Source organism: Vibrio sp. 10N.261.55.F4, from assembly GCF_041470465.1.
GTDB lineage: Bacteria > Pseudomonadota > Gammaproteobacteria > Enterobacterales > Vibrionaceae > Vibrio > Vibrio crassostreae_C.
Genome location: NZ_JBFRMM010000002.1, coordinates 150,560 through 163,312, shown reverse-complemented (window position 1 = coordinate 163,312; position 12,753 = coordinate 150,560). Strand labels below are relative to the sequence as shown.

Genomic DNA, 12,753 nt, shown 5'->3' with positions numbered 1-12,753 from the left:
AACAGCAAGCGCAGAACGTTTACTGTGGCTGAAGGTTAGTTTTGTTCAGTATCTGATAGTATGCGGTACGCGTGCAACCCAGATCACAAATAAATTGCCGGAAAACGGTGCTTTACTATTCAATCGAGTCAGTGGGGAAGGTTTTGAAACCAATTGAGGCGGTTTCTTAGTTAATACAATCTGTCTATCGTCCGTTTAATCCGATGGAGGCGAGAGTATCAACTGGACTTTCTGCTTCATGGTTAACTCTCGGTTCTTCAAATCTTTGAATATGGCCTTCCATTCTTGAAAGGTGACCACTATCGGATTAAAACTGTTCACGGGTTTGGTGACGCCATAACGTACAGTTTCAACTTCAGGTTCGAATGTACCAAATAACTTATCCCAGATAATAAGAACGCCGGCGTAGTTCTTATCAATGTATTGCGGGTTTTTGCCGTGATGTACTCGATGATGCGAAGGGGTATTAAAGATGTATTCAAGTGGCCCCAAGCTTCGTATCCATTGTGTATGGACGAAGAACTGCAAACCTAGATTCAGAAGCACCACAAAGATGACCCATTTAGGGTCGAAACCTATGATGACGAGCGGTACCCAAAATAGCCACATGCCTGCGAATGGGTACATCAAACTCTGACGGAAAGCCGTACTGAAGTTCATCTGTTCTGAACTGTGGTGCGCGACGTGCGCGGCCCACATCCAGCGAATACGATGGCTTGCTCTATGGAACCAATAATAGAAAAAGTCTTGTAACACCATCAATACGACAAAACTCAGCACGCCCATTTCAATGTCCATTAAGCGCCAACCAAACAGCCATAGATACAGCTGCACGACCAATAACCCAGTGAGCAAATCGGAGAGTTGATGCATTCCCGCCAGCGTGAAGTTACACATCACTTCTGAAAGTTTATAGTTGGAATTGTCTGGTAGTCGACCTTGCTTCTGACCGATAAAATACTCAGCCAACATGCACACCACGAATAAGGGCGCTAATACCAGCAGTAGCCATTCTGGGTGATTGATTAATGCGTCGATATTCATGTTTTATCCTTGTTGAGACGCCATACGCGTTCTTAGTATCAAGTTTACTTAGACTTGCTCGCCTGAGATTCAATCAGCAGAATTACGTTACCAGCGAGCAAAGTGATCTTCTGTTAGGCCAAGAACACCATCGAGTTGATGTGTCACTCCATTGTTGTCTTCAATCGAGCCAGAAAAGTGACCAATGAACTGACGAAAGTTACTCTTTAACAGCCATAAATTGAGCTTTTCGCTGCGGTTATTTAAGGGCGTAAAGGTCAGGTTTATACGTCCATCTTGTGATGTTATCTGCCAAGGTAAATTCGTGTCTTGGCGACTGAACGTAAACTGTACCGGGTTAAGTAAGTGTCTGGTTCCACTGACCCACAATACGCTTTCGCAGCCTCCAGTCTCATTCACGCCCGCCGCGAGGTTTAGGCCAATATCTGTGCCATTGGATTGCGTGTTGATACTTGCCCAGCGCCAACTGGTCTCACGCCTCATGTAACCCGCTGAAAAGTCATAACCGGCACGAGCTTGTTGGAGAACGAGTGATTCTCCCTTGATTTGGATTTCACCGCTGATGCGCAAAGCATTGTGCTTTTGGGTGTAAGTCCAACCTGAATAACCCGTTGGGCTGCACATCGCCATTGGCAAGCTGTCGGTTTCAGGCTCTAAAGCGATATCGGCCTTGATGAGTTTGGTATTCAAGCGAACTTGCCATTGTCCGCCTTCAATCTCAAAGGTAATGCTTTGGCCTGCAATGTTTGTCGTGCCGTCAAATGGCGAAGCGGTAACTTGTTTATCAAACCCTAATGGCCTCAACCAAGATGCCTCTTCTAGATGGTTGTTTTCAATATCGTACAGATAACAAAATGCCGAGCCTAAGTAGCGAATATCCGCGATAGCGACACCAATAATGTGCGTGTCGGTAACAATGCTGACAAATTGGAATTGTTTGTAGTGGAAGTGCTTCTGCCAAGAGTTTGCTTTTGCATCCATCGAGTTTCGGTAGTCAAAGTTCTCGATGTTCAGGTGCTTTGGGATGCCATCGAAATGTCCAATGATCGGCTGACCATTAGAATCAATCAAACTGTGTGGAGCAGGATTCGTTTTTATCATTGCGATAGTTCACATAAATTTAACAACTAAAGCCATTGTGCGATGAGTAGCGTAGAATTGGGAGGTCATATTCGGACAAGAGCGCGTTACCAATCACGATTTTGTCAGTAGTGTTGTTGAAGCTGAGTCGTCATGTTGATGGGAATGGGCTCGATATAAGGAGAGACGATTGGAGATTATCGCGGAGTATAAGCCGACCGGACATCGGCATCAGTTGGGTACATTAGATATCGCGCTGCTGTTGAATACGTTAGAGCAACGAGGTCTCGATATTGAAAGGCTACTCAATGATGTGGGTTTGCCGAACATGGATTGGCGAGACCCGAATGGAAAGCTGACTTACGCTGATAAACTTGCGTTATTTAGCGTGGCGAATCAGAGCTTTCCTCACGATGGCTTAGGGCTTTGGCTGGGGGAACACGCTAGCTTGAGCCACTTTGGTGTGTTGGGTTATGCGCTATCGACCAGTCAAAATGTCGGGGAGGCCATCAAGTCGGGCTTTAAATATCTGCGCCTGAACGGTCCTATTTTCTCGGTTAAATTGTTTCTAGATTCCGAGCATGCAGTGATTCAGATTGAGAACACCTTGGAAGTGGGCGATCTGCTCCCTTTCTGCAGTGAGTATTTCTTAAGTTCCATCGTCTCTTTGTTCAAAGAACTGACTGGTCATGAGCTGGATATTCACACTTTGGCTTTGCCTTATGCTCGTCCCAATTACGCTAAGCTCTATGACGACCGTTTCCAGTGCCCTGTAGTTTTTGAGCAGAGCCATTGTGAATTGCGTTTTGATGCCTCGGTTTTATCACAGACCTTATTGACTCATGATGCCGCGACACTGAAGCGCTATCTTGCGTCTTGCCAGTCGATAGTCGAAACGTTGGACTCTGAGCATCTGCTGACTAATCAGATCAAAACGATCTTTTATCAAACCGCAGGTAGTTTCCCGAATATTGAACAACTCGCGGATGAGTTTGGTTGTAGCTCTCGTACACTCAGGCGAGAGCTAGTGACCCATGAATCCAGTTACCAAATATTGCTTACCGAAGTTCGAGTGGAGCTGGCCAAAGAGCTATTACTCGGCACAACCATGAGCATTGATGACATCGGTGAAAGGCTCGGTTATAGCGACCCTGCAAATTTCAGAAGGGCGTTTAAAGGTTGGCTCAATAAAACGCCCGCTCAGTTTCGTGATGGTTTAAGTTAAGGCGTTACTTGCTAAAGAACTGTTCTCTGAAATCGGTGACTTGCTGCTGATAGTAACTGTCCCAATCTTGTTGAGTCCAAGTGGCATAACTTGATGAACGCTGAGAGCCTAAGGTCGCTTTGAGCTGATCCAGTTGCACGTGATAACTCATCACGGTTTGTTGCTGTTGTGCGACTTGTTGTTCTCGCGCGGCAATGTTGCTGGCCTGCGCTTCATCTAAGTAGGCATCTTGAAGGTCGGCTTTGACTGATGCTACTTCAGCAGGGCTATAGCTGCTGGGTATCAAAGATACTGCCAGTTCATATTTTTGAAGCTGTGTTTCGGCGTTTAACGTGCCCGTATTGTTTTGCCATTCACTAAGCAAATCTTGATAGTTGGCCAAAAACTGGCTCGCTTCGTTCTCTTCAAGGGTGTTGGCGTCAAGCGTAAAATCCAGATGAGCAAACTGGTCAGCGAATAGCTGGTGGGCCAACTCTCCCCATACTTGCTGTGCAGATTGCTTGAATAAGGCAACACGATCTTCAAGAGTCTCTATGGATTCAAGTGGGATAGTGCTTTGTGTTAATTGCCAGTCAGCCGATAGCTGCGGATAGTCGCTCAGTAACTCAAACCATATGCCCGGCAATTCTGATTTCAATCGTGCGAGTTGCTTTGCGCAGTCATCGCGTTGTTGGCAAAGCTTCCAGAACCCATCGAGTTCATCGAACAAAGCCTTGCCTTCAAGCTCACTCAAGTTTTCAGCAAGAATTTTACCGTCCAGTGCTCCAGCTTGGGCTTGATTGCTGTGCGATGCGGAGTTTTCCGAACTAGCGGTTGCAGTAGGCGTGGAATTATCGTCATTAGTTGTCGTAGAAACACGCGGCTTAGGTTCTGTGTGTTGAGCAGAAGATAGCGCTGTTTCGTTCGTTTTTGATGACCAAGAATAGCCAATAATGCTCGCCGTTAAGACGAGCATTAGGGTTAATATAACTCGATGCATTATGCGTTCACCGAGTTACTTAATGACGGCGCTAACAGGGAAGTGGTCTGAAAGGTTGTAGTGCTTCCATAACTCACTGCTTGTTGATCTTGGGACATCCACGCGATTGTCGTTATGAGCTTTGGCGCCATATTCCGAGCTTACTACCACATAATCGAGATACTCAACGTTTTCACCACCCGACATAGGTTCGCCCGCAAAGTTGTTGATGCGTGGGTCAAAGGTTGAAGCGGTGTAACCAGAGTAGGTTGGTTCATCAGCTTGCAGGTTAGCGAACATCTGTTGGTAGTCATCTGGGAACTTGAGCTTGTTCACGTTGAAGTCACCGCTATAAATAACCGTCTCTGAAGTTGGTATTTCCAGTGATTGAGCAAGCTGACGCATCTGTTTAAATTGACGTTGTCGGTAGTCACGTGCCGTGTCCGTATCGAATGATGCCGTGTGGGTGCCGAATACATGGTAAGCCTGACCATTCTTGATCACTTCCGCGTAGTTAACACCTTTATCAGCGAAGCAATCTGTGCCCGTACAATCAGGGAAAACATACTGAGCTTCGTTAACGATAGGGTAGCGGCTGACAATGATTACGCCGCCGTCATAAATGTTAATCCCGTCTTTATCGAGCATTTTGGTTTGATAAGGATACTCCTTCGCAAGCTCACGCAAGAACTCATCTCTGCCGTTAGCAAACACCTCTTGAAGCGCCAACACATCGTAGCCCTTTACGTATTGAGGGATCAGGTCATAGCGGTCACCAATATGCGACGCGATAGCAGGCAGCGCCCAGATGTTGTAAGTCATGACCTTGAGTGTATTGGCATCCGGCTCTGGTTGCTCATCCACTTTTGACGGGGTGATGGTGTAATAAATATCATCATAGCGCGCTGTAGAATCGGCTTTGAGGGCTAGCTCTGCATTGACCCCGAACGCATCGGTTGTGCTGCGATGAATATTACGATCGTCATGCAATGTTAGGTTGACGTCTGCGGCACTCAAACCATGTTGCAGTGTCGAGTTATACCAATGTCCCTTCATGGTTTGGTTGAGCGTGACACTTTCGCCCACAGCGTTTGATACCACAGTGTCAAACTCATAGGTCTTCCCAGATTTCACACCAGTCCAGCGGTTGAAACTTATCAGCTTCTTCGTCTCCCAAGGACCAATCTGTTCAACATGCTGTTGCCACTCATCACCGAGTTGAAGCAGGTCGGTACCAGTGTGGTTGGCTTGAATGGTCATCACTTGATTGGTGTTATTGGTGAGATACACGTCGGTGTCTGCGATCGCAGAGGTCGAAGCGATTGATGTGGATGCCACAAGTGCAGCTAACCAAGTCCATTGAGTTTTCATCGTTTACGTTATCCTTATTGATTGATGTCTAGAATAACGTAGTCAAGAGTTATGACATTGGAGTTATAACTCTATGGCATTTATTCAAATATGAGATATATGCCAAGGTTTTATAAAATTGATTAACCATTGAAAATTAACATATTGTCTTATCGGAATGATAAGTGGTACGCGCGCGAATAATAGGGTCAGTTAATGCTTTCGAGTCGGTGGAACAGCCAATATTGGCGTGCTTAAGTGAAAACTGTGTGTCGCGGTAAAGTGGAGGTTGTGAGCAACAAGAAGGGAATATGGACACAGCTTAGAGCTATCAGCATACATTTTGCGATTGTTCTGTAATTTACTCTTGTTCAGTAAACAGAAACCTCAAAAACAGGTATGATAGTGCCGTTTTTAATCCTGAACTGGGAAAGTCATGGCAAAGTTAACACTCCAAGAGCAGATGCTTAAAGCTGGCTTGGTAAATGAGAAAAAATTAAAGAAGGCGAAGAAAGGCTCTAAAAAGTCTCGCGTTCAGTCTCGTGAAGCAAAAGCGGCAGCTGAAGAAACTAAACTGGCGCAGCAAGCGAAAGACAAAGAGCTAAACCAACAGTTGAAAGAACAACAGTTGAGCAAAGAAATTAAAGCTCAAGTGAAGCAACTGATTGAGATGAACAAGATCGAACAGAAGAACGGTGAGATCAAATACAACTTCACCGACGGTACGCTAGTTAAATATCTTTACGTAGAAGAGCTGACTCAAAAGCAACTAAGTAAAGGCATTCTAAGTATTGCTCGTCAAGGCGAGAGCTATGTTGTTATTCCAACAGCAGTAGCGAACAAGATTGCTATGCGCGACGAAGAATCTATCGTTGATACGCAGGCAGGTAGCACAGACGAAGTAGACGAAGATGACCCGTACAAAGACTTCGTGATCCCAGATGATCTAATGTGGTAATCCGTTTTACCTAGCTCCATTTTAATGGTTAGCTAAGTTTACAGGATCTAAGAATGCAGCGAACAATCACTCGATTGGCGCTGCATTTTTTTTGGCGCGAAATGACTTCAACAAATCTTGAATAACGCTTAGTGTTCTGACATGCCGTAAACAAAGCTATCATTGGCACTTGCATGATCGATAAAATCGGTATTAGCGCGCTGTTCGTGTTGGTCATAGCCATCGAAGTAACAGTCGCCAATTTCATTGCGCGGGCAAACGTGAATGTGGTCTTTGATGACCAGTTCGGTAGAGCAGCATGGGCAGTGCTTTACATGTCCAGTGAGTACCGTAGATCGATTTGGTTTCATACATCCTCCTGATAGGCACTGTAATCTGATTGCCTATTTGCACCCTAAGTTACGCAAATTAGTGTGTCGTTATGATTTCATTTTTAAGTCAATAAAAAACGATTCGTAGAGTGAATGTTTAGGTATTAATGTAAATGTAAGAGCAAGAAAAAATAAAAGAACTAGGACGAGTAGGCTTGAAAGTAGATCGGCCATATAGTCGACTTTCACTGGTATCACATTCAGCCGAAGAGGTTGAAGTAGAGCTCGCTACGACGAATATGTTGGCCAGATGAAACCAACAAGCCCTAGTGAGCTGTGCATCATTTTATCGACTTAAGCTTTCAAAGTAATTCTGAACAAATTTAACGAACACTTGGTGTTTCTTTGCCGGATAAATAACTTGCGGATAGAACAGATAAATACTGTTGCCTTGTTGCAGACATTCATCAGGCAGCACTCGCTCTAATTCTCCCAGTTCGACCTCTTTCGCAACGTAGTAACTTGCAATACGGATGATGCCACTGCCTGCCATAGCTTGTTGCTTAAGCAGGTGGTTGTCATTACTTGAAAGCCAGCCGGACACATCAATATTTACCGATTTTAAAGGCCACTCGGTTTGGTGCAGAGTTGCTAAGCATTGATGATCACTTAAGTCACTCACATTGGTAGGGCGACCAAATTGGTTAAGATAACCGGGAGTCGCGACTAAATCATGTTGATAGCTAATCAAGTGTTTCGCCACCATGTTGTCAGGTGGCGTATTGGTGGCACGAAACGCGATATCGATATCATCTTGATTGAGATTAAAGTTGGTGTAGCTACTGTTTATCTCGAAACGAATCTCAGGGTATTGCTGCCTAAACTGTTGGCAGATATCGAATAGATATACCTCAGTAAACATCTTTGGCGCAGTGAGGCGTAATAGGCCTTTGACGATGTCGTGTTGCTCAGAAACACTGCGTTCAAGCTGTAAGACTTGCGAGCGAATCGTTAAGCCTTGTTGTAACGCGCGTTCGCCTTCTTGGGTTAAACGAACACTGCGAGTGGTTCTGACCAAAAGCGGGCACTGTAAATCGTTCTCTAAACGTTTGATCTGTTCAGAAAGGTAGCTCTTAGAGATACCGAGCTTTTCGGCTGCCTTGGTAAAGTTGAGTTGCTGAGCAAGTTCTACAAACAGGATCAGTCGTTCTATTCTTTTGTGTTCGTTCATTCGCGCGTTCCTACCAATCTATTGTTCGTCATATCAAACAATCATTTCGTAACTAGCATATTCTGTTTTTTAAAAAGAACAATATGATAGAGGCATATTTCTGGTCAGCAAATCTTCTAAGCGAGAATCGATATGACGAACAGCACTGAATCTACAAACAAAACGAATGACAAAAAACGTATCCCATTATCAAATTATCTACCGAATGTTGGGCAAATTGCCTATGGCTGCATGGGGTTAGGTGGTGGCTGGAATGATAATCCAGTGACGAGTGCGGATGTTGCTCAAACACGAAGCGTAATCGGCACCGCACTAGAATCGGGCATTAACTTATTCGACCATGCGGATATCTATACCTTCAGCAAAGCTGAGCAAGCCTTTGGTCAAGCATTACAACAAGCGCCTGATCTGCGTGAACAGATGTTCATTCAATCTAAGTGTGGGATTCGTTTTGAAGGCGAGGGCAATGTTGGTCGTTATGATTTCTCGGCTGATTGGGTAGGCCAATCGGTAGACGGTATTCTCAATCGATTGAATACTGAAAAGCTTGATGTGCTGTTATTGCACCGCCCTGATCCTTTGATGGAACTCGATGAGCTAGCAAGAACGTTAGAGAACTTAAAAGCGCAAGGTAAGGTCGATTATTTTGGTGTGTCGAACATGAACAGCCATCAAATTCAGTACCTGCAATCTGCGCTTGGGCAACCCATCGTCGCGAATCAAGTTGAGATGAGCTTAGCCAAATTGGATTGGTTGAATGATGGGGTGATGATTAACTCGCAAGGGCACCATCAATCAGACTTCGCCGCAGGCACTCTTGAACATTGCCAATTGAATAACATCCAACTGCAAGCTTGGGGCTGTTTGGCACAAGGCCGATTTGCTGAGCAAGGTTTGTATTCAGAACATGAAAACGTGAAAAAGACAGCGCACTACGTGGCTCAGTTAGCGAACCAATATGGCGTAGAAAGTGAAGCGATTGTGTTGGCATTTTTGCTTCGTCACCCTGCTCGTATCCAACCTGTAATTGGCACCACAAATCTAGAGCGAATCAAAGCTTCGGCAGTCGCGACTCAGATAAACCTGTCTCGTGAAGAGTGGTACAACCTATACGTGTACTCACGTGGTCAAGCACTGCCATAAGGAATGAATATGTTGAATCAAAAGATCGCGCAACAACTGGTGTCTAACGCTCTAGACATTGCTGAGCGTAATCAACAAGCAATCGCGGTGAGCGTGTGTGATACGCACGGTGAGTTACTGGCGTTTATTCGCATGGATAATGTGAGTGTTCAAGCCGGATTGTTAGCACAGAACAAAGCTTATACATCTGCAAGAGATAGACAGCCAAGCGGTAACTTAGGTGCTTGGGCGAGAGAAACTGGTAAAGACTTAAGTTACTGGACTGACCCAAAGATCACTGGCTTTAAAGGCGGTGTTCCCATTGAATTAAATGGGCAGGTGATTGGCGCTATTGGTGTCAGCGGATTAAGTGAAGACGACGATGAAGCACTTGCCGAAAAAGTCATTCAACTTGTGTTCTAAGCTGTTGCTCGTGAAGTAATGGAAGTTAGAAGTAACAGATAATAAAAAACCGATGCATGTGCATCGGTTTTTTTGTTTAACGAGACTCAAGTGCTTGAATCAATCGAACCCATTAAGCGTTCGCTTGTTCCAGATCTTGTTGCTTGTCTTTCTTGCCTAATAGGCGGCTTGTGATCGTACCGGCTGTCATAGCACCAGATACGTTAAGCGCCGTACGTGCCATATCGATAAGTGGCTCGATAGAGATAAGCAGTGCTGCAATCGTTACAGGAAGGCCCATAGCAGGAAGTACGATAAGCGCCGCGAACGTTGCACCGCCACCTACGCCAGCAATACCGAATGAGCTCACTGTGATAATAGCAATCAGAGACAGAATGAAGTTGATGTCCATTGGGTCGATGCCAACTGTAGGCGCAACCATGACTGCTAGCATTGCAGGGTAGATACCCGCACAACCGTTTTGACCAATCGTCGCACCGAAAGAGGCAGACAGGTTAGCAATCGCTGGTGGCACGTTTAGCTTAGTGATTTGAGCTTCAACGTTCAGTGGAATTGTTGCTGCAGAACTACGAGACGTGAAAGCGAACGTCAGTACAGGCCAGATCTTTTGGAAGTACTCTTTCGGGTTTACACCAACAAAAGAAACCAACACACCGTGTACGACGAACATCAGTAGAATCGCAACGTAAGATGCAACGATGAAACCCAGTAGGCTGAGGATGTCAGAAGCACTTGATGTTGCAACTACCTTCGCCATTAACGCTGCGATGCCGTATGGCGTTAGTGCCATGATCATCTTAACTAAGCGCATAACGATAGATTGTGACGCTTCAACGAAAGTACGGATTGGAGATTCTAGTTCTTCTTTCTCTGCCATCACTTTACGAGCAGCGATGCCCGTTAGCACACCAAAGATAACAACCGCGATGATAGACGTAGAGCGAGCCCCCGTTAGGTCTGCAAATGGGTTAGTCGGAATAAAGCTGATCAGCATTTGTGGAATTGTTAGGTCTGAAACGCTACCGATGCGGCTTTCAAGTGTTGCGATACGTGCTGTTTCGCGAGCGCCTTCTGTTAAACCTTCAGCAGACAGGCCGAATGCTTGCGTTACAACAATACCAACAATCGCAGAAATCGCGGTTGTTGCTAACAGTACAGAAATGGTGATACCAGAAATCTTGCCCAGTGAGCCGCCTTTTTCAAGCTTCACTACTGCTGCAATCATTGAAACCAATACTAATGGCATGATCACCATTTTCAGTAGGCCAACATAACCACGGCCAACAATATTTACCCAGTCTAGTGTTTCGTTGATGACCGGATTGCCTTCACCAAATAACAGCTGTAGACCAAGACCAAATGCGCTACCAAATACTAAACCGAGTAAAACGAGGCGAGAAAGTGTGTTTTCTTTTTTCTGCTGTCCGTAGAGAAAAAAGAGGATACCAGTGAATACCGCTAAGGCAGCGATAGCTGAAAATGACATTTGTTTTCCTTATGAATCTCTTTAAATCGATAGGGCGCTTAGATATATGGGCGCAAATACTGTTAGCTACAGTAGCGACCTGTAACAAAACGTAAAATAAGGAAAAGTAATTTATTAGAACGATTAGTAATATCCACTCAATAGGATGGGTGGATATTCAACATTGTGATGAATAGGTGAGCTTTTTAGCGATATTTTGCCAATAAATTGAGCATGTCACTTGACGAGTAAATTTCGATATTTTGGAAATTATTTTCGAATAACCGGAACAACATTGCTTTGGCTACGTCTTCCGACTGAATAGGGCGTAGGTTTTTGAACTTACCAAGCATAAATGGAGACAGCAGAGGAAAGACACTTTGCAGGAGTTTTTCATCAGCTCTAGGTTCATCACGCTCACCCACCAGAGGCCCAGGGCGTGCGATGAAAAGCTGCTTGAAGCCAATACGTTTTAAATTTTGTTCCATTTGTCCTTTACAGCGAAGGTAGTGCGAATAGGAATCTGGTGAAGCGCCATAGCTAGAAACGACCGCTACGCGTTGAACCCCAAGAAACTTCATCGACTGTGCGACTTGGCTAACCAGTTCCACATCGATTTTGCGAAGCGCTTCTTTTGATCCTGCCTTTTTCTTAGTCGTACCTAAGCAGATAACGCCAAGATTAGGCGTCGCATTCGTGTCATCCCAACTGGTAACTTGCAGGTCGCTGTGAATGAGTGTGTGGAGCTTGTTGGAATCAAACTGTGAATCTAACGCTCGGCGAGATAGGGCATAGATATGATCAACGGCGGGTTCATCGATGAGCAACTTCATCACATGATGACCAATTAACCCGGTTGCACCAGCCACCACGACCGATGTTTTGTCTCCAGAAATGCTCATTTTAATCCCTTCTTCACTCCACAAGTGCTTGTTTAATATAAACAGTGTTTGAATTTTAAGCGAATAAAAGTTTGTTAAACGAGTGGTCAGTAGTATGTGGGGAGTCGCCTGTTTATGGAAAAAGAGATGATTTAGTTTGGCTCGACGCATAAGTACGGTCTGAAGCATAAGTACGATATGAAACATAATGGCGGTGGGAAAGATAAATGCGGTTTGAAACTTAAGTTAGGCGTTAAACATAACAAAGCCCGCTGGGCGACGGGCTTTGTTACTTTTCTTGCTTCTTACTAGGTAAAGGACAGTGGGATTTTCCTTACCTTTTTGCTAGCTTTCTTACTTGATTTATTTGGTTTTCTTTTACTTGAATTTGGAATCATTACACCTCCTAAATCGTTGTTCTGTTTTGTCTTTCAATCGATTGTCTTTCTTCGTGTAGCGTCAGTGTTGTGGGCATTCACTGTATGGGTACTTATCAATGGAGAGATTAATAAGTAATTTAGATAAGGCATAAACGATGCCAAAATGTAAGTTATTGATAAATCTATTATCAGTATTATTTGTGTTTTAGGGTTCGTCAATTTGACTGTCAATCTGAGAAAAAACCAGTGTGATCTGTTTAAATTAAGAACACTCTCTGCGGTTTCTGCCACATAGCCATAGATACAGCCTTGCTTAACACGTAAA

Annotated in this window: 12 protein-coding genes; 4 read left to right on the top strand and 8 right to left on the bottom strand. The window is 44.6% G+C overall.

Annotated features, from left to right (window positions below; translation table 11 throughout):
- Positions 1-195: 195 nt before the first annotated feature.
- Both AB4249_RS01545 and AB4249_RS01540 read right to left on the bottom strand, forming a co-directional pair.
- Entirely contained in the window at positions 196-1,044 is an 849-nt protein-coding gene (locus AB4249_RS01545; RefSeq protein ID WP_372102220.1) for a sterol desaturase family protein, read from the bottom strand.
- 87 nt (positions 1,045-1,131) lie between these two features.
- Positions 1,132-2,145, bottom strand: a complete 1,014-nt coding sequence (locus tag AB4249_RS01540; protein ID WP_372102219.1) for a DUF2804 domain-containing protein — start codon at positions 2,143-2,145, stop codon at positions 1,132-1,134.
- A 169-nt stretch (positions 2,146-2,314) separates the two neighbouring features.
- On the opposite strand from AB4249_RS01540, the gene AB4249_RS01535 reads away from it, so the two are divergent.
- Complete coding sequence (locus tag AB4249_RS01535) at positions 2,315-3,349, top strand: AraC family transcriptional regulator (RefSeq protein ID WP_372102218.1); 1,035 nt, start codon at positions 2,315-2,317, stop codon at positions 3,347-3,349.
- Between the two features lie 4 nt (positions 3,350-3,353).
- On the opposite strand, the gene AB4249_RS01530 is transcribed toward AB4249_RS01535, so the two are convergent.
- Together AB4249_RS01530 and AB4249_RS01525 are read right to left on the bottom strand one after the other, a co-directional pair.
- Positions 3,354-4,304 (bottom strand): chromosome partitioning protein ParA, encoded by a 951-nt coding sequence (locus AB4249_RS01530; RefSeq protein WP_102427806.1) that lies wholly within the window; start codon positions 4,302-4,304, stop codon positions 3,354-3,356.
- 39 nt (positions 4,305-4,343) lie between these two features.
- A complete protein-coding gene (locus AB4249_RS01525) occupies positions 4,344-5,678 on the bottom strand; it encodes a sphingomyelin phosphodiesterase (protein WP_372102217.1) in 1,335 nt (444 codons plus the stop codon).
- A 415-nt stretch (positions 5,679-6,093) separates the two neighbouring features.
- On the opposite strand from AB4249_RS01525, the gene AB4249_RS01520 reads away from it, so the two are divergent.
- On the top strand, positions 6,094-6,615 hold the full coding sequence (locus tag AB4249_RS01520; protein ID WP_010441213.1) for a DUF2058 domain-containing protein: 522 nt from the start codon (positions 6,094-6,096) through the stop codon (positions 6,613-6,615).
- A 128-nt stretch (positions 6,616-6,743) separates the two neighbouring features.
- Here the strand turns inward: AB4249_RS01520 and AB4249_RS01515 are convergent, their stop codons facing one another.
- Both AB4249_RS01515 and AB4249_RS01510 read right to left on the bottom strand, forming a co-directional pair.
- Positions 6,744-6,965: a hypothetical protein gene (locus AB4249_RS01515; RefSeq protein ID WP_372102216.1), complete on the bottom strand. Its 222-nt coding sequence runs from the start codon at positions 6,963-6,965 to the stop codon at positions 6,744-6,746.
- A 307-nt stretch (positions 6,966-7,272) separates the two neighbouring features.
- Positions 7,273-8,157: a LysR family transcriptional regulator gene (locus tag AB4249_RS01510; protein ID WP_102393873.1), complete on the bottom strand. Its 885-nt coding sequence runs from the start codon at positions 8,155-8,157 to the stop codon at positions 7,273-7,275.
- A gap of 132 nt (positions 8,158-8,289) precedes the next feature.
- Here AB4249_RS01510 and AB4249_RS01505 point away from each other — a divergent pair, with 132 nt between their 5' ends.
- Both AB4249_RS01505 and AB4249_RS01500 read left to right on the top strand, forming a co-directional pair.
- The gene (locus tag AB4249_RS01505; RefSeq protein ID WP_017059146.1) at positions 8,290-9,300 is read left to right on the top strand and encodes an aldo/keto reductase family oxidoreductase; all 1,011 of its coding nucleotides are present in this window, start codon (positions 8,290-8,292) and stop codon (positions 9,298-9,300) included.
- A 9-nt stretch (positions 9,301-9,309) separates the two neighbouring features.
- A complete protein-coding gene (locus AB4249_RS01500) occupies positions 9,310-9,702 on the top strand; it encodes a heme-binding protein (RefSeq protein ID WP_017066157.1) in 393 nt (130 codons plus the stop codon).
- A 112-nt stretch (positions 9,703-9,814) separates the two neighbouring features.
- Here AB4249_RS01500 and AB4249_RS01495 read toward each other — a convergent pair whose 3' ends face one another.
- Positions 9,815-11,188 carry an L-cystine transporter gene (locus AB4249_RS01495; RefSeq protein WP_017059148.1) on the bottom strand — a complete coding sequence of 458 codons (1,374 nt, stop codon included), beginning with the start codon at positions 11,186-11,188 and terminating at the stop codon, positions 9,815-9,817.
- Between the two features lie 185 nt (positions 11,189-11,373).
- On the bottom strand, positions 11,374-12,069 hold the full coding sequence (locus AB4249_RS01490; protein ID WP_017059149.1) for an NAD-dependent epimerase/dehydratase family protein: 696 nt from the start codon (positions 12,067-12,069) through the stop codon (positions 11,374-11,376).
- Positions 12,070-12,753 lie beyond the last annotated feature (684 nt).